Annotated in this window: 16 protein-coding genes; 9 read left to right on the forward strand and 7 right to left on the reverse strand. The window is 39.5% G+C overall.

Translation table 11 applies throughout. From position 1 onward, the window contains the following. Positions 1–551 precede the first annotated feature (551 nt). Both htpX and ABDV70_RS00010 read right to left on the reverse strand, forming a co-directional pair. Positions 552–1457, reverse strand: coding sequence for a protease HtpX (gene htpX / locus ABDV70_RS00005; protein WP_343594451.1), 906 nt, complete (start codon positions 1455–1457; stop codon positions 552–554). 155 nt (positions 1458–1612) lie between these two features. Beyond that, positions 1613–2407: a lytic transglycosylase domain-containing protein gene (locus ABDV70_RS00010; protein WP_343594893.1), complete on the reverse strand. Its 795-nt coding sequence runs from the start codon at positions 2405–2407 to the stop codon at positions 1613–1615. A 528-nt stretch (positions 2408–2935) separates the two neighbouring features. Between ABDV70_RS00010 and ttcA the strand changes: the two genes are divergently transcribed. Further along, complete coding sequence (gene ttcA / locus ABDV70_RS00015; RefSeq protein ID WP_343594452.1) at positions 2936–3841, forward strand: tRNA 2-thiocytidine(32) synthetase TtcA; 906 nt, start codon at positions 2936–2938, stop codon at positions 3839–3841. Between the two features lie 264 nt (positions 3842–4105). Next, positions 4106–4489: an SCP2 sterol-binding domain-containing protein gene (locus ABDV70_RS00020; protein WP_343594454.1), complete on the forward strand. Its 384-nt coding sequence runs from the start codon at positions 4106–4108 to the stop codon at positions 4487–4489. A 39-nt stretch (positions 4490–4528) separates the two neighbouring features. Here the strand turns inward: ABDV70_RS00020 and ABDV70_RS00025 are convergent, their stop codons facing one another. Further along, the gene (locus ABDV70_RS00025; protein ID WP_343594456.1) at positions 4529–5641 is read right to left on the reverse strand and encodes a transglycosylase SLT domain-containing protein; all 1113 of its coding nucleotides are present in this window, start codon (positions 5639–5641) and stop codon (positions 4529–4531) included. 379 nt (positions 5642–6020) lie between these two features. Continuing rightward, positions 6021–6710, reverse strand: coding sequence for a cAMP-activated global transcriptional regulator CRP (crp, locus tag ABDV70_RS00030; protein WP_343594457.1), 690 nt, complete (start codon positions 6708–6710; stop codon positions 6021–6023). Between the two features lie 136 nt (positions 6711–6846). On the opposite strand from crp, the gene ABDV70_RS00035 reads away from it, so the two are divergent. Continuing rightward, entirely contained in the window at positions 6847–7269 is a 423-nt protein-coding gene (locus ABDV70_RS00035; protein WP_343594458.1) for an OsmC family protein, read from the forward strand. Between the two features lie 260 nt (positions 7270–7529). Here ABDV70_RS00035 and ABDV70_RS00040 read toward each other — a convergent pair whose 3' ends face one another. Further along, positions 7530–8345 (reverse strand): peptidoglycan DD-metalloendopeptidase family protein, encoded by an 816-nt coding sequence (locus ABDV70_RS00040; RefSeq protein ID WP_343594459.1) that lies wholly within the window; start codon positions 8343–8345, stop codon positions 7530–7532. A gap of 351 nt (positions 8346–8696) precedes the next feature. Between ABDV70_RS00040 and clpB the strand changes: the two genes are divergently transcribed. Next, a complete protein-coding gene (clpB, locus tag ABDV70_RS00045) occupies positions 8697–11276 on the forward strand; it encodes an ATP-dependent chaperone ClpB (RefSeq protein WP_343594460.1) in 2580 nt (859 codons plus the stop codon). Between the two features lie 132 nt (positions 11277–11408). Next, positions 11409–12710: a DUF945 family protein gene (locus ABDV70_RS00050; protein WP_343594462.1), complete on the forward strand. Its 1302-nt coding sequence runs from the start codon at positions 11409–11411 to the stop codon at positions 12708–12710. A 92-nt stretch (positions 12711–12802) separates the two neighbouring features. Here the strand turns inward: ABDV70_RS00050 and rlmKL are convergent, their stop codons facing one another. Next, positions 12803–15004: a bifunctional 23S rRNA (guanine(2069)-N(7))-methyltransferase RlmK/23S rRNA (guanine(2445)-N(2))-methyltransferase RlmL gene (rlmKL, locus tag ABDV70_RS00055; RefSeq protein WP_343594464.1), complete on the reverse strand. Its 2202-nt coding sequence runs from the start codon at positions 15002–15004 to the stop codon at positions 12803–12805. Positions 15005–15160: 156 nt separating this feature from the next. Between rlmKL and ABDV70_RS00060 the strand changes: the two genes are divergently transcribed. Then, positions 15161–16177 (forward strand): aspartate carbamoyltransferase catalytic subunit, encoded by a 1017-nt coding sequence (locus ABDV70_RS00060; protein ID WP_343594465.1) that lies wholly within the window; start codon positions 15161–15163, stop codon positions 16175–16177. An 11-nt stretch (positions 16178–16188) separates the two neighbouring features. After that, positions 16189–17430 carry a dihydroorotase gene (locus ABDV70_RS00065; RefSeq protein ID WP_343594466.1) on the forward strand — a complete coding sequence of 414 codons (1242 nt, stop codon included), beginning with the start codon at positions 16189–16191 and terminating at the stop codon, positions 17428–17430. A 129-nt stretch (positions 17431–17559) separates the two neighbouring features. On the opposite strand, the gene ABDV70_RS00070 is transcribed toward ABDV70_RS00065, so the two are convergent. Further along, positions 17560–20163: an ATP-binding protein gene (locus ABDV70_RS00070; protein WP_343594467.1), complete on the reverse strand. Its 2604-nt coding sequence runs from the start codon at positions 20161–20163 to the stop codon at positions 17560–17562. A 181-nt stretch (positions 20164–20344) separates the two neighbouring features. Between ABDV70_RS00070 and ABDV70_RS00075 the strand changes: the two genes are divergently transcribed. Further along, entirely contained in the window at positions 20345–22495 is a 2151-nt protein-coding gene (locus tag ABDV70_RS00075; RefSeq protein ID WP_343594468.1) for an MFS transporter, read from the forward strand. Between the two features lie 22 nt (positions 22496–22517). After that, complete coding sequence (gloA, locus tag ABDV70_RS00080; protein ID WP_343594469.1) at positions 22518–22919, forward strand: lactoylglutathione lyase; 402 nt, start codon at positions 22518–22520, stop codon at positions 22917–22919. Positions 22920–22968: the final 49 nt, after the last annotated feature.

Genomic DNA, 22968 nt, shown 5'->3' on the forward strand with positions numbered 1-22968 from the left:
TTAAATCAAATATTTAAACTTTGAACAACTGCGTGATTTTGATTATGTTATATAATTTATTATATTAATTATTGGTTTAGTGAGTATCTCTAATCGCATAATCTTCTACGTTATTTAAAAAAATTATGTCATATATATTAAAACAAAAGTGGAATTTAAAGCATGAATATGAAAAATGCATTGACCAATAAGATGTGCATATTAGAGAAAATGAGTAATCGTATTTAAAATAAGATTAATTCGCTCTTGTTCAAATTTTTTGAGCTAAACTTGTATATTAAATGAAAAATAAAAAGCAAAAAAAAAGCCATACTCTGTCAGTAAGGAGTATGGCCAAAATAGGAAACTACAGCAGAATTCCTATTTTTATAGGATAAAAGGATAAACTTAAAATATCCTTAATTTTTTATGAAATTAGGAATTAAATAAAATTTTTGTATATGTGAAAGGGAGTCGGTCGATCTTTATAATCTAAATGCGGAACAAGATAAAAAATGACGAAAATACTGAAAAGAAAAAAGCCTCCGAAGAGGCTTTCATACGAGGGCTATTTAAGGGCAATTTAATTGCTGCAAAGCCGCAACACGTTGTTCAATTGTTGGGTGGGTCTGAAAGAGGGCAGCCAAGCTAAATCCCTGTTCCTTACCTTCCGCAATTGCAAAGGCTTTCATTTCTTTTGGCATTTGATCAGGCATTTCAGATTCTGTTTGTAGTCGTAACAGTGCAGAAATCATCGCCTGTTTACCCGCTAAACGTGCGCCTGCTTCATCTGCACGGTATTCACGATAACGAGAGAACCACATCACAATAGCAGAGGCCAAAATACCAAATACAATATCAAGTACCATCGTGATGATGAAATAACCCATACCTGGGGCTTCATCATCTTGGCGACCAAAGACATTGCGGTCAATGAAATCACCTACAACACGTGCAAAGAACATTACGAAAGTGTTCACAACACCTTGTACCAGCGCAAGTGTAACCATATCGCCGTTGGCAACGTGACCAATTTCATGGGCTAAAACAGCGCGTAACTCATCTTTATTCATGCGTTCAAGCAAGCCTGACGACACTGCCACCAACGCATCATTTTTGTTCCAACCTGTTGCAAAGGCATTAGACTGGTAAGATGGGAAAATCCCAACCTCAGGCATACGAATATTAGAGCGTTGAGCCAAGTCTGAAACAGTTTGCAATAACCAAACCTCAGCTTGGTTACGAGGAGCGTTAGGGTCAAGCAGTTCTGTACCTGTGGTCTTTTTAGCCATCCATTTTGACATGAATAATGACATTAAAGAGCCAACCATACCGAATACAAAACACATTACGAGGAGATTACCTAAACGTAATCCTCCTGCGCCATGATAGCTTCCGACACCTAAGACTGACAAAATAAGACCAGCGACAACCAGTACCGCGAGGTTGGTAAGCAAAAACAAACCAATCCGCATCATTGAGAGAATCCTCTTATAATAAAAAGAAAATATAACTTATCTATCAGATAAATCATGGATTCTAATATGAGACCATACGTGCAGAAATTCAAGAATGAATCTGTGAAAACATGCAAAATATGTTGCGAATTGACAATGCTAGCTCTAGTTCACGATTAATTTCGCACGATCACATCGGTATATGTTCCATCAGACAGTTGAATAATATCACGTGATACAGGTTTTTTATTTTTGGCAGTCATGACTTTATCTGCTGTCTTGTTGTGAGTAGGCTGTGATGGTGAAATTGTACTGCTTACAGGTGTTTTATTTTCCGCTGTATTAATTTGAATATTGTTGGCATATAAATGGTTATAACGGTTTAAAACCCGATGTACATAATCTTGAGTTTCACGAAAGGGCGGAACTCCACCGTATTTGTCGACATTGCCCTCACCTGCATTATAGGCGGCTAATGCCAGTTGAGTATTTCCGTTATAGCGTTTTAATAAGAAACTCAGGTATTTTGCACCACCTAAAATGTTCTGTTGTGGATCAAAACTATTATTGACGTTAAATCGTTTTGCAGTAGCGGGCATAAGTTGCATTAGCCCCTGAGCGCCAACGGGCGATTTAGCATGAGTGTTAAAACCTGATTCAGTGTGCATCACCGCTTTAATTAAACCTGCTGCCAAGCCATGCTGTTGTGCTGCTTGGTGAATAATGTCATTAAAAGCATCTTTATTTTTACTAAAGCTTGGTAAAACCGATGACTCGCTAGATCCCCAATTTTGGTAATGATGGATATTGCTGTCGGCATAATAGGTCACTTTTACTTTTTTAAGATGTGACCCAATTTGTGGACGGTTGGTCAATAAAGGCACGCCATTACGATCTTCATAGGTATACATTTTTCCTGCATGTGCAGGCGAGATGATGATTGTTCCCCAAAAATAAATCGCAACAAACATGGCTTGATGGAGATTGAGTTTTTTCATTTTAATCGCTTTTACTTACAATCAAGCTTGATTCGTTCAAGTTTTAGATTTTAGCAGAAAGTTCACAAAAGGTGCTTAAAAAGTTAAAAGTTCTTTAACAATCCCATTTTAAAAAATCAAGCAATTTTGTTGGGGATTTAATCAAAAAAAAATTAAATTTTTTTTCATTAGATAAACTTGACTTGAGTAAGACATTGATTTTTATTAAATAAAACTTTAGGTTAAAAAATGATCAATTCGTATATAAGCCTTAATATTCGGACAAAACCTTTTGTCAACCCTAAACAAATCCACAAATTTATCCACAGCTTTTGTGGAAAAGCATAAAAGGGTTTAAATAATAGGCATTTGATGGGGAAAAGTGACTTATTTAGCATATCATTCATTTTCTACAGTGAGATGACATGAAAAAATATTACAAGAAAATGGAAACGATTAATGCGAAGACGAGCTGAATCGGCTAAAATTGGCCGACATTTTTTCTAAGGGTGAATCTTGTCTATGTACTCGCCGGTTGAGTCCAATCAAGGATTTAATTTCAAACCTGAACTTCCTACAAGTTCGGCATATTATCGCTTGTTGAAGAAACTGCGTCGCCAAGTGGGTCATGCCATTCGCGACTTTAAAATGATTGAAGATGGCGATAAAGTCATGGTTTGTATTTCCGGAGGGAAAGACAGCTATACCTTATTGGATATTCTGTTACAGTTTAAACGTATTGCACCGATTAACTTCGATGTTGTTGCAGTAAATCTGGATCAAAAACAACCCGGATTTCCTGAAGATGTTTTACCACGTTATTTAGAAGAAAATAATATTCCTTATTATATTCTGGAAAAAGACACGTATAGCATTACCAAGCGTTTAACTCCTGAAGGTAAAACATACTGTGCGGTATGTTCGCGTTTGCGCCGTGGTTCTTTATATGGTTTCGCACAAGAAATTGGCGCAACTAAAGTGGCTTTAGGTCATCATCGTGACGATATTATTGCGACATTCTTCTTAAATTTATTCCACGGTGGAAGTTTAAAAGCAATGCCACCGAAGCTGTTGTCATCGGATAAAAAGAATATCTTGATTCGTCCGTTGGCATATGTGGAAGAAAAAGACATCATCAAATACGCCGAAATGCGTAAATTCCCGATTATTCCATGTAACTTATGTGGTTCACAGGAAAATTTACAACGTGCAATGTTGAATGAAATGTTACGTGACTGGGATAAACAATATCCAAAACGTTTACATAGCATTTTTGGCGCACTTCAAAATGTTTCGCCGTCTCAGTTAGCAGACCGCGAATTATTCGATTTTGAAGCGCTTGATTCACAACGTGAGTTTGATTTGAAAGATCCAGAAGAAATGAAAAATCGTTTGGATGTTGTTAACTTGAGTTTTGCAGCAGAATAATCTTTTCAAATGAAAGATGAGAAAGCAGGATAGAAATATTCTGCTTTTTTATTGGCAGAATCATGTGATGATGAAACTTTACCCTAAAGAAGGTTTGCTGTTTATTTAAGGTATTAGCAGATTATGACTTGTGTGTAAATTGAACCATTAGTTTGCAAAAAAAGCATCATTATCGTCTGGTTCATGTTATAACAACTTTTAAGCTATTTAGTCGGCAACGTTGTTTGTACAACATTCAGAACATCATTATTTAGAGGATATATCATGCCTGCTTTTCTATCAGAAGATTGGTTTTCTACAGTAGAGCAACTGAGTGCACAAGCGGGGGATTTAAATTTACCACCAGCATTACAGAATTTGGCAGTCAACTTTGTAGTGTCTGATGCAGGACAGAATACAGAATTATCTCTTGCAGCAGGGAAAATTCAGAAAGGTTTGGTTGGCGATGCAAAAACCACATTAAATATGGATGCAGAAACTTTACGTAAAGTTTTTCTAGAGTTTGATTTAACTGCTGCAATGCAAGCGTTTATGACAGGCAAAATAAAAGTACAAGGGGATATGTCACAATTGATGGCATTACAAACAGCAAAACCAAGTACAGAACAAAAAAGCTTATATAAGCAAATTTTGCAGCAAACATCATAATATAGTTGTAAAGAAGGATGACGTTTAGGTCATCCTTTTTTAAATATCAATGACTTCGTTATTTTGAATACGTTCTAAATAAGCCCGAATTCGTACAACATACTGTATGGCTTGAATATAACGCGAATTTCTTGCCTTATGTTGCTGTAAAAATGCATAGAGGCTCACCCAATCATTTGGGTTTTTACCTTGTTGTGTCAATCGTTGCTGGATAGATGAGACAGCACCTGGCCCCATATTATAAGCGACCAACGCAAACCAGTATCGATCAGGTAGGGGAATATCTGCATATTGTGCCAATAGCTGGTCAAAATATTTTGCACCGCCTTGAATACTTTGCTCAGGGTCATTGCGGTTTTGAATTCCCATTTCCTTCGCTGTACCAGCAGTGAGCATCATTAAGCCACGAACACCTGTCGGGGAAATTGAGTCAGGTTTCAGGTAAGACTCCTGATATCCCATGGCAGCCAATATATGCCAGTCTAAATCGTACTGTTCTGCTGCACGTTTAAAACTTGCTTTATAAATTGGCATTCGCTTTTTCAAATCTTTTTCAATGCTATTCCATGATGTTTCAGACACAACATTATGGTTATAAAAAGAAGCTAAATGATTTAATGCGCCATTTTGTTTGGTCTGACAGATATAACCACTTGCAGTTTGAGTCAGCGGATCTTCAGCCTGTTTAAAAACAAGATTGAGCTGTGAGTCTAGCCCATTCTTTTGTAAAGTCTGATCATCGCCGCAACTCACAGAAAATGTGGTGAGTTTGCGCTGTTCTATCATAGATAGATCCGCATTGGTCAATGCCATATTGGCTTTACCTTTTGCAACCCACTGCAATGCTGTCGCATTATCATCTACAACTTTAAAGTTTAAGTTAACATTTAAACTTTGTGCATAGTTACGAATTAAGTCATATCCGAAACCATGTGAATATTGTCCATCATCAAAGACAGTGCTTGGGCTACGAACCGCAACGACAGTCAGTGTGTTTTGATGCATGACCTCTTCATATTGAGATGTAGGTTTACTTGCATTAATTGTAAAAGGTAACATTGCTGCACTAAATGCAAGCAGTTGAACTGGGAGATAATTAAAAAAGTTCTTTAGGCGTAAACGCCTCGTACTCTCTAAAGGTTGAGTGTGCATGGTGACTCCGAAACAGAGATTAACTACCCAAATAGGTGATGAAATAAACCAAAACCATTTAGTTTGCTAAGGTGCTGAGGGGGCAGTCAGAGCATCATTGATATGATGAATGAATAAAAAAATAACGGCATCTAGGGAGATGTAGTTTAAAAAACAAGCAAGGTTATAAAAGAGTCGCGCATATTATCGACATAAACAATAAAAGTCAAATTTTAAATTGAACTTTATATTGATCTGTACGTTGCGAAACGTGCTGAGATTTATACAGATAAATGATAGAAAAATTGTGTGGAAAATATATTTCTGTGTAATTTTTAATCGAAACTTATGTTGAAAAATAAAAAAAGCAAATTCGAAAATTTGCTTTAAGTTGCTGATTTTATTTTACATTGTGATCTGAGCTTTCAAGTGCACTATCGTAAATCAAAATTGCCTTACCTTCAGTTTGAATCATACCCTGATCTTCAAGTGATTTTAGAACACGCCCTACCATTTCACGGGAACATCCAACAATACGTCCAATTTCCTGACGGGTAATACGGATTTGTCGACCATTAGGTAAAAGCATTGCAGAAGGTTGATTTGCAAGATCAATTAAACAACGTGCAATACGCCCCGTGACATCGATAAATGCAAGATCTGTCATTTTACGGGTGGTATTTTTTAACCGACGTGCAAGCTGTGCAAATACTGCATAGTTTAGGTCTGGATATTGATGACTAAGCTCTATAAAGTCCTTATAAGAAATTTCAGCAATTTCGCTGATTTCACGTGTACGTACTTCTGCCGTACGATGTGGTTCTGTTTCAAAAAGCCCCATTTCGCCAAAAAAATCACCAGCATTTAAGTATGCGACGATGATTTCTCGTTCATCATCTTCTCTTAAGACAATGGATACTGAACCTTTTAAAATGAGATATAACGATAGTGATTCGCTGCCTGCTTCAACAATCGTTGTTCGCTTTGGGTAACGATTGATACTTGCTCGCTTTAATAATGCTTTCACTGACTCTGGGAGTTGATTCGGAGAGAGAGCATCATTAGCAAAAGGAAAAAGATTAGCCGCCATGATTTCTGTTCCAAAATAAGACAAAAAGGACAGGTTTGCTTTGCTGCCTATGCAAAATTAGAAAATTCCTTCTCTAAAAGAATTGTGTTACTGTACAAGTAACACAGTAATCTATATTTTTTTTAGGTAAGTTGCAATGCGATCAACGGTTCAATGGCTAGAGAATGTTGCATTTGAAGCAAAGTCAGAAAGTGGACATAGTGTAATGATGGATGGCTCTCCAGCATATGGTGGAGAAAACCGTGGTGCACGTCCAATGGAACTGATTTTGATGGGGCTTGGTGGATGTGCGTCATTTGATCTTGTGACCATTTTGAAAAAAGCACGTCAAGATGTAACCGATGTTCAATGCCAGTTACAGGCTGAACGTGCGGATGCAGTTCCAGCAGTTTTCACAAAAATTCATCTTCATTTTGTGGTAACAGGTAAGGGCATTAAAGAAAAGCAAGTTGCAAAAGCAATCGAGCTTTCGGCAGATAAATATTGTTCTGCAAGTAAAATGCTGTCAGAGGGTGGTGTTGAAATTACCCATGACTTTGAAATTATCGAAGCTGAGTAAGGTTACTAATATTTAGTTATTCTAAACAATATGTTTGGAATATAGAGTGTACTGGTTCTAAAAATAGGCTGACGCTGATTTTTATTCATACTTCATGGATTTGAACATGGTTAGTTTTGCTTTGGACTGAGTTATTAGGATCCCCCTAGATATTTTTGCAAATATTCAGGGGTGTCACGATTTTTCAAAACCTGAGTATGGAAAAAGACTCAATGCAGCTTTTTACGCTGTGTCGTATTTTAAATATATCTTTGCCTTAATTATTCGGAACTAAGGAATAATTGAGGATCGACACGAGCATCATTTAGGCTCATGCCCCAATGTAAATGTGGCCCTGTGACACGACCTGTTTTTCCAACAAGCCCAATTTCTTCGCCTTGATGGACGATTTGTCCTGGATGCACTTTAATTTTACTTAAATGACAGAACATGCTGATTAAACCTTGTCCATGATCAATTAAAATTGTATTGCCATTAAAGAAATAGTTTGCCGTACCGACCACAATGCCATTGGCTGGAGCAACGACTTTTTGACCAATAGGCGCTGGAATATCTAACCCAGAATGTGGTGCTCGTTCCTCGCCATTAAAAAAGCGTTTACGCCCGAAAGAATTACTGAATTTGCCTTGGGTCGGTCGAATAAACTTTGGAAAGTGTTGCCATTGGCTTGTGGTGAAACTTTGATAAATAGTGTTTTGTTCTTTCGCTTCGTGTTGGTAACGTGCCAGTTGTTCGGGTGATGGACTGACAAAATCCTGATTTTTTAAGGTAATGTGCTGCTCTGCGTAAGGATAGCTGTGAAGCTGAATGGAAATCGGTTGTTGGTTGGTGGTGAGCTGAATTTGACCACTGCTTGGTGCTGAAAGAGGAATCCCCAAAACGGCATATTTTTGTCCGTTTTCTTGTGTTATGAGTACTGGATGATTTTGATATTGAACATTTTGAACCTCTGACGCAAGTGGAATAACCGCAATGCCACCTGGTCTACGTGAATCTTGTGGAAGCTGTGCCAGAGTTTGGGCAGAGTAAATGAGCGCACAACAATAAAACACATTTTTAAGGATGGATTTTTGCATTGTTTCAATCAAAAGTAATAATATTGTTTTACATTAAATCATGCTATTTCTTAAACGAACTTAATCGCTGTAGATTTTTGTAGTTTGGATGCGTCAAAATGGTTAGCGCTAAAGAGGATTAGGTTTGGTCTAAATAAGGCGAATAGGTTATCTCATTGTGTATGTTGAAATAATGTACAATAAAAAGCCAATAAAGATCTTGAAAAAATAAAATTAGCGCTTATATTTATATAGAGCTCTATCTAAAAAATATTATTTAATATATTGAAAATTATCATTATTTTTCTTGAAAAAAACAATTGAACACCCATCTAGTAATCAAGTTAAAAATAATTGTGAGGTATAACAATAATGCGATTTGAAAAGTTTACGAATCGATTGCAACAGGCTCTCTCTGATGCACAGTCCCTTGCTGTAGGTAAGGATCATACTGCGATTGATGGCATTCATATTTTATCGATTTTGCTAGAAGAGCCTTCAAATTTAAGTTTATTGCAACAATCTGGCGCAAGACTGCCAGAGTTAAAACAATTGCTTGATCAGGCTTTAAAAGATGCACCAACACTGCAAAATCCGACAGGAGATATCAATTTAAACCCTGAGGCAGTAAAAGTACTGAATTTGGCAGACCGCTATGCCCAAAAGGTTGGAGATGAATTTCTTTCGACAGATTGGGTGCTGTTGGCATTAACAGAGTCTGGAACCACCAAAAGTATTTTGAACAAGGTTGGTGTTACCACTGAAAGTTTACGCAAAACCATTGATTCTATTCGAGGCAATGAAAAAGTTATGAGTAATAATCACGAAGACCAACGTGACTCTTTGAATAAATATACAATCGACTTAAATGAGCGTGCCTTGTCTGGGAAACTTGATCCTGTGATTGGTCGTGATGATGAAATTCGTCGTACTATTCAGGTGTTGTCACGCCGTACTAAGAACAATCCAGTCTTGATTGGTGAACCGGGTGTCGGTAAAACAGCGATTGTCGAAGGTCTGGCACAACGAATTGTGAAAGGTGAAGTACCAGAAAGCTTAAAAGGCAAACGTGTTTTATCACTAGATTTAGGCTCGTTATTGGCAGGTGCTAAATATCGTGGTGAGTTTGAAGAGCGTTTAAAAGCCGTGTTAACGGATTTGGCTAAACAAGATGGTCAGGTCATCTTATTTATTGACGAGTTGCATACGTTAGTTGGTGCAGGTAAAACCGACGGTGCAATGGATGCGGGGAATATGTTGAAACCTGCTTTGGCGCGTGGCGAGTTACGCTGTGTGGGTGCAACAACATTAGATGAATATCGCCAATATATTGAAAAAGATGCTGCGCTTGAACGCCGTTTCCAAAAGGTGTTGGTGGATGAACCTAGTGTAGAAGACACGATTGCGATTTTACGTGGTCTAAAAGAGAAATATGCGACCCATCATGGGGTGCAAATTTTAGACTCAGCAATTATTGCTGCGGCTAAAATGTCGCATCGTTACATTACAGACCGTCAATTGCCCGACAAAGCTATTGATTTAATTGATGAAGCAGCTTCACGGATTAAGATGGAGCTGGATTCAAAACCTGAGGCATTAGATCGGCTTGAAAGCCGCTTAATTCAGTTGAAAATGCAATTTGAACAGGTGAAAAAAGAGGAAGATTCAGGGTCTAAAGCACAAGCAGCATTGTTAGATCGCCAGATTACAGAAGCTCAGAGAGAATATAATGATCTTGAAGAGATCTGGCGTGCTGATAAAGCTTTGGTTGAGGGTAATAAAGATATCCAGATCAAACTGGATCAGGCTCGAATTGCGTTAGAAAAAGCACAACGTGAAGGTGATTTGGCAGAGGCGGGACGTTTGCAATATGGCGTTATTCCCGATTTGCAAAAGCAACTTGAACGAATTGAAGTGGCTGAAGAAAATGAAGCACCAAAACTGTTGCGTAATAAAGTCACTGAAAATGAAATCGCTGAGGTGGTGAGTGCTGCAACAGGGATTCCTGTCGCAAAAATGCTACAAGGTGAACGTGAAAAACTACTTCATATGGAAGAGTTTTTACATAACCGTGTAGTTGGGCAAGATGAAGCGGTCGTTGCGGTGTCTAATGCAGTGCGTCGTTCACGTGCTGGGTTATCTGATCCAAACCGTCCGAGTGGTTCATTCTTGTTCCTTGGACCAACTGGTGTGGGTAAAACAGAGTTAACCAAAGCGTTAGCAAACTTTATGTTTGACAGTGACGATGCCATGATTCGGATTGACATGAGTGAATTCATGGAAAAACATGCTGTGAGTCGTTTGGTGGGTGCACCTCCGGGCTATGTCGGTTATGAAGAAGGTGGTGTGTTAACCGAAGCTGTACGTCGTAAGCCTTATAGTGTGGTGCTGTTTGATGAGGTTGAAAAAGCACATCCAGACGTGTTCAACATCTTGCTACAAGTGTTGGATGACGGGCGTTTGACTGATTCGCAAGGTCGAGTGGTTGACTTTAAAAATACGGTGATTGTGATGACCTCAAACCTCGGTTCTCAAGATGTTCGAGAATTAGGTGAGAGTGCAAGTGATGATGAAGTGCGTACAGTTGTAATGTCCGCAGTGAGTCAACATTTCCGTCCTGAATTTATCAACCGTATTGATGAATTGGTAATTTTTCATTCACTCAAAAAAGCACAGATTCGTGGAATTGCAGATATCCAATTGGATCGTTTACGCTCTCGTTTATATGACCGTGAAATTGGTTTAACGATTGACGATAGTGCATTTGATTTGTTGATTGATGCAGGCTTTGACCCAATCTATGGTGCACGTCCTTTAAAACGTGCCATTCAACAACAAGTTGAAAATAGTCTGGCTCAAAAAATCTTGGCTGGTGATTTTCAGGCTGGAGATACCATTGTAGTGAAAGCCGAAGATGGTCATTTGGTGTTTGATAAAATAAAATTAAGTTAATTGTTTTTTTAATAACCAAAACTGCATACTTTTGAGTATGCAGTTTTTTTATATATTTGATTTTTTGTATAAAATAGATGTGCTTTAGATTAAAAATCGAAATTGATAAAAATGAAACAGAGAAGAAAGAGTATGGGTAAAAAAATTGTTATTTTGTCTGTGATTGGGATAATAATTACCGGTGGTATTGGCGTTAATTTATACGCAGATCAAAGATTGAAAAATTACTATCAAATGCCTGAAAAATTGAGTCAGTTGGTTGATAAACAACAGTCAGAATTCAAAATGGGGGTATTGTCTGGTGATGCACAGTGGGCATATCGTTTAAGACCTGATCCATGTCAGCCGAATAAAGAAATTATTCTTAAAGGGGTTGATCATATTCAGCGTAGTTGGAAGGGTTATGATATTACATCAAAGATAAATTTAGATATAAAAGGAAAGGATTTTCAGGAGTATAAAAAGATTCTAGGAGGTAAAGATCTATTTACTGTGAATTCAAATTTGAATTGGTTGGGGACGGTAAATATGAAAATTCAAAGTCCAGCCTTGGAAAAAAATGAAGGTCATGATCAGATTGTCTGGCAGGGGGGAGATGGAGCTGTAACATTTAGGATGCAAGATGGGGAATATATTATGACCAATGCAAATGTGCAGTTTCCAGGATTTGTTGCCCAAGATAAAAATTCCTATTTAAAATTTGAAGGCATTCGTTTTCAGACAGATCAATCCGTTTCAGGAGAGGCTTTAAGATCTGGTCAAAGTGAATTTTCATTGCAAAGAATGGTTATTCGTAGCCATAAATTATCTTCTTTAAATATTTCTAATATTGATTTAGATCAGTTATCACTGAAAACAAAATTGGACGTTCAAGACAAATTGTCTGCTATTCAGCTGCGTTGGAAACTGCAACAAATGCAGGTGAATCATCAAAATTTTAATAATATTAATTTTAATTTTGATATAAATGATATGGATACGCTGGCACTAAAAGAATTCGTTAAAATTGTAAATCAACAGCCTAGAGTGTGTGATAGTCAGCAACAAAATGCACAGGAAACGGTGTTAGAAACCCAGATGTTGGCTATTTTTAGACATGGATTTAGTTTTACATCTAATGACAACAATATTGAGCTTGGGCAAGGAAAAGCAACTTTAAATGTTCGGGGAAAATTCAAACAGAATCAGATTAAAAATATTCAGGATGCTAAATCAGAACTCTCACAGGTAGTGGAATATCAGGCAGATATGAAATTGGATAAACAATTTCTACAGAATTCGATACGTTTAACCAATCCATCAAGCCAAAGTTTGTCACCGCAAGAAACTGAACAGGTGATGATTCAAATTGCACAAAAAATGCATGGAAGAGTTCGTGGTAATCAAGTTGAGGTGGGTATTTCTTATCGCGATGGAAAATCGATGTATTACTAAAGATTTTATGATTCAAATAGGCATCGCAATTATACGTTCGTAATTAAATGCTAAAGTAAAAATCGAGCCATTTGGCTCGATTTTTAATTGGATTATACGGCTTGATGCTGAATTTTCCATGAACGGTGGATTTTTTGGTTTCGTTTAAAATCCAGACCAATGGTTTCATTGGTGATTTCCACCACATTAAACATAGCCTCGATTTCTTCATCCATCTCGAAACCACGGTAGTTGTTCGAGAAGTATAAGGTTCCATCTGAACTTAGGCGGTTCATCGCTCGTTTCAGCAATGACACATGGTCACGTTGTATGTCAAAAGTTCCATAGAACTTTTTCGAGTTAGAGAAGGTTGGTGGGTCAATAAAGATCAGGTCATAATTTTCATGACCTTCTTTTAGCCATTCAAAACAGTCACTGGTAAAGAACATGTGTTGTTCATCGGCATGGTCAACCGTTAAACCATTTAACACAAAGTTTTCTTTTGACCAGTTAATGTAAGTATTTGAAAGGTCAACACTGGTCGTACTTGCTGCACCACCGAGTGCTGCATGTAAGCTGGCGGTTGAGGTGTAGCTATATAAGTTCAGGAAATGCTTACCTTTAGCCTCGGCTGCAATACGTAAACGCATTTGGCGATGGTCAAGGAATAAACCGGTGTCTAAATAATCCGTTAGGTTAACCAAAATTTTGGCTTTACCTTCTTGTACCACAAAGCGTTTAGAGGCAGTACTTTGTTTTTCGTATTGGTTTTTACCTGTTTGACGGGCGCGAGTTTTAATGAAAATCGCATCACGAGGTAAGCCTGTTACGGCACGGATAGCGGCCAATCCCAAGTTAAAACGTTTTTTGGCTTTTTCTGGGTCAATGGTTTTAGGTGGTGCATATTCTTGAACATGCAGACGATCACCATATAAATCGACAGCCAAATTAAAGTCTGGTAAATCGGCATCGTACAGGCGTAGGCAATAAATATTTTCTTTAACAGCCCATTTTTTGAGTGCCTGAATATTTTTTTGCAAGCGGTTAGTAAAGTCTAACGCACCTTCAATTGCTTCAAATTCTTGCGGTTGCCATGTTGCTAAAAATGGCTGTGTTTGTGTTAGAGGTTTGATTTGCCCCAAACGGATGTAAATTGGCAACTTACCATTCATCAAACGGAGTGTTTCAGGCTGATTTACAGCCAGTACATCGGCTTGTTCAATTTGTGCGGCAATGATGGCTGCAAATTGATTTGGGAAGTTTTTTTGTAATAGGGCAGAAAGACCTAAATATAATGCACGGTTAGAGGCTTTTTCACCCAGACGCTCACCATAAGGTGGGTTGGTGACAATAAAAGCAGATTTGCTGCTGTCAAATTCAGGCCAGTCGGCAAGGGTACGTTCCTCAATTTGAATTTGATCGAGCAGTTTTTCAAAACCCGCAGCCATAATATTTTGTTTGGTGGCCTTAACGGCTTCCCAGTCGGCATCAAAGGCATAAAATTTTGGTAGTGGTTTTTCTAAAGCGGCTGCATGACGTTCAGCAGCTTCGGCTTTAATCGACATCCATAATTCATGGTCATGACCATGCCAACCGTTAAAACCAAAACGACGTACTAAACCAGGGGCACGGTCGGTTAAAATCATCAATGATTCGATGATAAATGTCCCTGAACCACACATTGGGTCTAAAATAATTTCAGGCTTACGTTCAACTAATTTTGCTTTATGCAAAATGGCTGCTGCCAAGTTTTCTTTAATTGGGGCATCGGTCATATAACGGCGATAGCCACGTTTATGTAACGAGTCACCTGATAAATCGAGGCAATAGGTGTGGGCATCTTTGCCTGCAACGACAAAGAGGGTGATTTCAGGTTGCTTGGTGTCAATGCTTGGACGTTTTCCAACAGCTTCCATAAAGCTGTCGACCACGCCATCTTTTACGCGTAGCGTTGCAAACTGTGTATTTACTTTAATTTCACGGTCTACATGCAGGCGAATAGCAAAGGTGCTTTGTGGTGCAAAAATGAGTGACCAGTCAAAGTTAATCGCACCTTCGTACAGTTCTTCAGCAACGTCACGGGCGTCGTGACTGAATTCAATCGGGTGCTCTAAAATAGGCGTCACTACACGCGATGCCAAACGTGACCACATACAAATGCGATATGCAGTTTCCAGTGTGCCTTTGAAAATAAGGCGCCCAGCCTTGCGCTCTACATTCGTTGCACCTAACTGAGCAATTTCTTCTTCTAACAGCAGCTCCAATCCATCGGCACAAGTAACCCAATATGTAGATAAGCGTTGCGAGGCATTCATCAAAAATTCCAAAAACAATCAAGCAAAGAAGAATTTTACCGTATTTTTCAGGTTTACGCTTTGAATTATTTGCAGCTTTTTTGCATCATCGTGACTGCGAAATTTTTTCAATTTCCGTTACAATAGGCGCACTTCGCATAGCTAAAGGAATCTCTCATGCATTTGGCCGCATTGCATACTCCGAGTCAGATTCAACTCAATCAAGATGGCAATCTTAAACATTTCCTGACCATTGAAGGTCTGTCAAAAGCGACGCTTACGCAAATTCTCGATACAGCCCAAACGTTTATCAATGAAAATAATCAGTTAATTACTTCGCCAGTGTTAGAAGGGCGCACAGTAATGAACCTGTTTTTTGAGAACTCTACTCGAACCAGAACGACATTTGAAGCTGCGGCAAAACGATTATCCGCCAACGTACTCAATATCGACATTGCTCGGTCTAGTACCTCCAAAGGGGAGACATTACGAGATACCCTCTGGAACCTAGAAGCGATGGCAGCAGACATTTTTGTGGTGCGCCACTCCTCATCGGGAGCGGCGCATTTTATTGCCAAGGATGTTTGTCCACATGTTGCAATTATTAATGCGGGTGATGGTCGTCACGCACATCCAACACAGGCGATGCTCGATATGTTGACCATTCGTCGTGAAACTAAAAAATCTTTTGAAGAGATGAGTATTGCCATTATTGGTGATATCAAACATTCACGTGTTGCCCGTTCGGATGTTGCTGCATTGCAAACATTGGGATGTAAAGATATTCGAGTGATTGCACCGAATACGTTGTTGCCATTTGGTTTTTCTGAATATGGTGAAGGTGTTCGTCTATTTAATAAAATGGATGAAGGGGTTAAAGACTGCGATGTCATTATTACCTTGCGTATTCAAAATGAACGGATTGATTCGCCTGCACTGGCATCCCAATCTGAATTTCACAAAATGTATGGGCTTAATGAAGCACGTTTGGCATTAGCAAAACCTGATTGTATTGTGATGCATCCCGGCCCGATGAACCGTGGTGTTGAAATCGCGTCAAGTATTGCTGATGGCCCACAGTCTGTCATTTTGCATCAAGTCACCAACGGTATTGCAGTGCGTATGGCTGTTTTGGCGTTGGCAATGCAAGGGCAGTTACAAGAAAAAGGTTTAATTGAAGCGATAGCGGTATAAGGAAAGATTTCATGAGCAGTGTAAAAATTGAAAATGTACGTGTCCTTGATCCGATCCAGCAGTTAGATCAAATTCAGACGGTTTACTTGCAAGAGGGTAAACGTGTCGAAGCACTTGACCATGTTGATGAAGTTATTGATGGTCAAGGACATTGGTTGATGCCAACGATGGTGGATTTATGCGCAAGAATGCGTGAACCAGGACAGCAACAACACGGGACGTTGGCCTCTGAAGGTAAAGCTGCGCGTGACAATGGGATTTTGCATGTCATGACACCACCAGATTCAAAACCGATTGTGCAAGACAACGGTGCATTGATTCATGGTTTGGTTGAAAAAGCGTGGCAAGATGGTCAAATCCATTTACATATCATTGGTGCACAGACCCAAGGCTTAAATGGCAAACAACCTGCCAACATGGCAGCGTTGAAAAAGGGTGGTTGTACAGCCGTTTCTAATGCCAATGCCGCATTTGAAGATGATGATGTTGTGATTCGTACCCTTGAATATGCAGCAGGGCTCGATTTAACCGTGGTGTTCTATCCAGAAGAACATCAAATTGCCAAAGATGGCTGCGTGCATGAAGGTTTTGTCGCATCTCGTCAGGGTTTACCGATGATCCCTGTGATGGCTGAAACAGTTGCCATTGCTAAATATTTAATCATGATTGAGGCGACAGGTGTTCGTGCTCATTTCAGTCTGATTTCAAGCGGTGCATCAGTTGACCTGATTGCCGCAGCAAAAGCCAAAGGGTTGCCTGTAACAGCCGATGTTGCGATGCACCAGTTGCATTTAACTGATGACTTGATTGATGGTTTTAACTCGCTTGCACATGTACGCCCGCCTTTACGTTCTGAGCAAGACAAACAGCAGTTGCGTGAAGGGCTAAAATCAGGCGTTATTGATGCAATTTGTACGCACCATGAACCACTAAGTGCTTCTGCTAAAATGATGCCATTTGCTGAAACTGAACCGGGCATTAGTGCTTTTGATAGCTATGTGGCGTTAGGAACGCAACTGGTTCGTGAAGGTGTATTTAGTCCGTTAGAATGGGTCGAGAAAGTCACCTTAGCACCTGCACAAGTGGCAAACATGACACAGAATTGGCAGTTGGAAGCGGGTTGGGTGTTGGTTAATCCAGAACAAGTTTGGACTTTAAGCAAAGAACAAATGTTGTCACAGGGTAAAAACACCCCGTTGATTGGTCAACAGTTACAAGGAAAAGTGATTGCAACATTTGCACCGCAAAAGTAATGTCACTCTTCTGAGTTTGAAATAGCTAAAATTTTTTGCGCTGTGTAACGCAACAAATATTTGTAAGCGATTCATAGGCTCGCAATAAAAAATGCCAATCATGATGATTGGCATTTTTTATATCAGGGCTTATCTATGACGATTTTTTAACGCTGTCATGGTCGGTTCTACCACAGCAGTTTCTTTCTCCTTTTTGGTTTTTTTCTTCTTTTTCTTTTTGGTTTTTTCTTCTTCGATTAAATCACCGTCTTCAATGGCTTGCCAATATTCGAGTTGCTGCATGACTGCGGCATAAATCGAATGTTTGCTGTAATTGCCTTTTTTATCTAGCTGCCCAACAGGGTGTGCCATCAAAATTTCCAGTGCTTGATCAATCGTATTAATGGCATGAATGTGGAATTGACCTTCTGCCACAGCATCGATTACATCTTGACGAAGCATTAAATGCTGCATGTTTTGACGAGGGATAATTACCCCTTGCTTACCTGTTAAACCTTGTAGTTTACAGGCATCGTAGAAACCTTCAATTTTGGCATTGACCCCACCAATTGGTTGTACTTGACCCAATTGGTTCATAGAACCTGTGATCGCCCAAGACTGGTCAATTGGCAATTGACTGATGGCTGAAAGGAGGGCTGACAGTTCTGCAACTGTGGCACTATCACCATCGACCTGACCATAACTTTGTTCAAACGCCAAAGCCGCAGAGAAGTGGAGAATCTGTTCACGACCAAAGTGTGCTTTGAGGAAGCTTGCCATTAACAACACACCTTTGGCATGTAGTGAGCCACCAAGTTCAACACTACGTTCAATATCTAAAATATCGCCACCGCCTTGATAGACCGAAGCGGTTAGACGCGAAGGCAGACCAAATTCGACATCGGCATAGTGAATCACAGAAAGTGCATTAATTTGTCCTAAACGATAGCCACGGGTTTCAATAAGTTGTGTACCACGGGATAAATCTTGCCAGTACAATTCTCTCAAATAACCCAAACGGTATTGGCGATGTTGTAAGGCCAAATTGATGTGTTTATCGGTTACGACTTTATCATCTGCTTGCGAGGCATGATGATGTGATTCTCGAATTAAATCACCCAATGTTAAGGCATGTAATGACAATGAACTTTGGTCTTCTGCTTGACGGCTCGAATCTGTGAGCAGTGCAGACAATGCAGAACGGTCAAATGGCAATAATTTATCTGCTTGAACATAGTCTGCAATCAGTTGCATGTAGGCTTGTTCGTTGTCTTCGGTGCGTTGCAATGTGTCGGTAAAGTCGGCACGAATTTTAAACACGCTGCCAAGTTCTGGTTCTAGCTCTAAAATTTCATAATAAATTTCAGGCTCTGCCAAAAGTACAACTTTGAGTTGTAATGGAATAGAGGCAGGCTCAATGGAGATACTTCCTGTCAGTGTAAGCATGTGCTCGAGTGAAGACAGTTTGAGCTGACCTGACTTTAATGCACGTTTGAGTCCTTGCCATGCATAAGGTTGTTCTAGAAGCTGTTCAGCTTCGAGCATGAGGAAACCGCCATTGGCGCGGTGTAATGCACCAGCACGAATGAGGGTGAAGTCTGTCGTAATAGTGCCATTTTGAGTCAGTTGTTCAACATGTCCCAACAAGTTGTAATGTGTTGGAAAGTCTTCAAAAATAACAGGCGCACCACTATTGGCTGTATTGCTAATAATGACATTGGCTTGGTATCTCGCGGGGATACGGCTGAACATTGCTGGTGCAAAGTCATCTTCATCCTGATCTAAAATCATTTCGACATTTTCAATAATGTCTGTTGCATAGTGTTTTAGATATTGTTCAAGCCCTTTGACATCTGGAAATTTATTGAGAATGAGTTCCATACGCGGGCTAACGACTTGGCGCGCGATGTCACGGTTCAAATCTGAAACCTGATCTCGGGCATCATCTTCTAACGTACCTAAATGTAAGCCGAGTCGCTCAAGTTTTTTATCCATGTGGCGGATATTGGCGTTAATTTCAGCACGTTGCTTGCTATTCAGTGCAGCCAAATCGTCCTGTGTCATTTCCTGAACGGTATCGTCTTTGGTATGAATCGGCACAAAACAATGTTGTTCATTGCGCGAAATTAGTTTTAGATTCAGACCTTCGCCTTCTTTGGTGAGTTCGACCAAAGCTTGTTGTTGTTCTAATCCGATATCCTGACGAATACGTTCAATACGGTTGTGGTAGGTCTCGGCACTAAAACGACGTTCTAGCTGTTTTAAAATGACTTGCCATGCCTGATGAAGGGCAGTCTGAAATTTTGTCCCTTGTCCTGCTGCAAAGCAAAGCGCGATTGGTTGTCGTGCATTTTGGAAATTGTTGACATAGACCCAGTCATTTGGTGTCGGCATAGACTTAGCGTGTTGTTTTAGTAAACGCTTAATCATGGTGCGTTTACCCAACCCCGCAGTACCAACGGCAAAGATATTATAACCAGAATAAGGCAGTGAAATCCCCGCTTCTACAGAGGCCTTAGCACGGTCTTGTCCCAAAAAATTATTTAGAGGTTTGATACGTCGTGTTGAAGCAGGGATTTTGTCTAGTTTTGGCGTGTGTGTGAGCTGTTCAGGTGAAAGCTTGGTTTGTTGCAGTGTTTCTTGTATTTCAGGTTGATCAAACGCAGAGATAAGTGTTTCCTGAGGTTGTTTTTGAGTTGAGTCTAATTTATTTGCTGATAGTACAGAATTCATTTGATCGAGTCTTTGGGTCACAGTGTTATTCCACAACAAATGTTGATTGGAAATTTAAAGGTATACAGGTTTAGTTTAAAAGATCAAGGGACGTACGTAATTTAACACGAAAAAAGAAGAATACTTCAGTTTCAATGTTGCAAGATGCGACGATAAGGTTTCAAATATCAGCGTTAAAAGAAAAATGGAATCTTTCCACGCAATGACTTCGCAACGCCAAGACTGGACGCAAGCCTTTCGTGCTTTTTTAGATCGTCGTGCTTTAATTATGCTGTTTTTAGGGTTCTCCGCAGGAATCCCGATTTTACTGATTTTTTCGAGCTTATCTTTGTGGTTAGGCGAGGCAGGTATTGATAAAAGTGCCGTCACTTTTTTTAGTTGGGCAGCATTAGGCTACTCTTTTAAATTTGTTTGGGCACCTTTAATTGATGAGCTGCCAGTCCCTGTTTTAACCAAAATGCTAGGGCATCGTCGTGCATGGTTATTGGTTGCTCAAATATTAATCATGTGTGCGATTAGCATCATGGCATTTTCTAATCCAGCTTTGGGACATCAAGCGCTGATCCAGATGGCAGTTGGTGCAGTCATGCTCGGCTTTTCTGCTGCAACGCAGGACATTGTGATTGATGCTTATCGTATTGAGCTTGCAGATACCAATATGCAGACGGTTTTGGCTTCAACCTATAATGCTGGTTATCGGATTGGGATGATTGTGGCGGGTGCTGGCGCATTATTTCTGGCTGCATCACTCGGGACATCAAAAGGTAACTACATTTATAGTGCATGGCAATATACCTATTTGACCATGGCCGCCGTCATGAGTGTGGGGTTGATTACGACACTTGTGATTCGCGAGCCAATCGTAACCAGAAAAAATAAACACTATCAAAAACAGGACTATTTCCGTCTGGTTTGTGTGTTTTTTCTGGCGGTTGCAAGTTTTGTTTTGAGTTATATTTTTCTTGGACAAGTGCTAAGTTCGCTTGAAAAAGCATGGGCGGTTCAAGACAATTTCTTACTATTTGGTTTTGAAGCTGTTCGCTTTATTGCTTCAGGATTGATGGCATTTGTTGTTGGAAGTGTATTGGTTAAACTGGGTGTTGTGCACCGTCAAATGGCAGTTGAAACGTGGGTCACACCAATTCAGGATTTCTTTGAACGCTATGGTGTCAAACTGGCCTTGTTTTTATTGTTACTGATAGGGTTTTATCGAATTTCCGATATTATTGCAGGCGTTATTTCAAACGTCTTTTATCAGGACTTAAATTTTACCAAGGAACAAATTGCAGCTGCGGTTAAAGTCTATGGGGTGATTTTTTCTTTACTCGGTGGCTTTGTTGGTGGCTTATTGGCACAACGTATGAACATCATGAAACTGATGTTTGTGGGTGCGGTGTTAGCCAGTTCGACCAATCTTATTTTTATCGGTTTAGTCAAATCGGGTGAACCATTAAGTCAGGTGAATGTGCAGGTTGGTCAACAGACGTATACAGCACAGCCTGATGACGTTGGGTATTGGTCAGTTCATGTTCCGAACCAGCAACTAAACACGGCACATCAACTGTCTATTCAGACGCAATACGCATCTTCTGAGCAGTCAAAAATTCAGGTTGATTTACCTTATTTGAATGAAACAGGCCAACCACAAATCCTGTTATTACCGATTCAGGCAAATCACTTTACTGCTGCAACTCAACAAAAGCAAAGTTTGGTTGTTACGGGGCAGGTTGTTGGCGTTAAACGCTCTGACTTAAATACAGATGCACCCATCAACATTACATTTTCTGGGAAAAACTATCCCGCTAAACTGGATGAAAATGGTGTATTTAGTACAGCAATTCCAAGTGATCAATTACAAAATACATCTTCTTCAAAGATCGAAGCACAAGTCAATTTTAAAGCTGCTAAAGCACCGCATGTCATGACAAGTTTGGCATTACCACGTGTGGAAAAAGTTGCTCGAGTATCGACGTTAGATGTTGACGTAACCCCGATTCATGCTGTCCCTCAACAACAAGGGACGACAGAAATTAAAGGTAAGGTGATTAAACCTTACAGTCAGTTATGGTTATATTTTGCGATTGTCGTGGATAATCTGGCGTCTGGGTTGGCAGGTGCGGCATTTATTGCCTTTTTATCAAGCTTAACCAGTGTATCTTTTACAGCAGTTCAATATGCAATTTTTAGTTCCTTAATGACACTGACACCTAAAATTTTAGGAGGATATTCTGGAACCATTGTGACGCATATTGGCTATCCAAAATTTTTCTTAATGACGACATTGATTGGTATTCCTGTACTGATACTTGTGGTTTGGGTTGGAAAATTACTGAAAGAACATCAAGCGAATTAGAAACTGAACAGAGGAAAAATCTATGCGAATGCTTCATACCATGTTACGTGTAGGCAATTTAGAACGCTCATTGGCGTTTTATACTGAAGTGCTCGGTATGCAACTTCTTCGAAAAAGAGACTATGAAGAAGGGCGTTTTACATTGGCATTTGTCGGTTATGGTGATGAAGAAAACCATACTGTACTTGAGTTAACGCATAACTGGGACACAGACCATTATGATCTAGGCAATGCCTATGGTCATATTGCGATTGGTGTCAATGATGCTTATAAGGCCTGTGAAGAAATCAAAGCGCGTGGCGGTAAGGTTGTACGTGAAGCTGGCCCAATGAAAGGTGGAATTACGGTGATTGCCTTCGTTGAAGACCCAGATGGCTACAAAGTTGAATTGATTCAACAAGATGAAAATGCACGGAATAACTGAGAAATTATTCGCAAAATACAGTCATTTCACGTATAATATGCCAAACTTG

Source organism: Acinetobacter sp. (assembly GCF_039596015.1).
Classification (GTDB): domain Bacteria; phylum Pseudomonadota; class Gammaproteobacteria; order Pseudomonadales; family Moraxellaceae; genus Acinetobacter.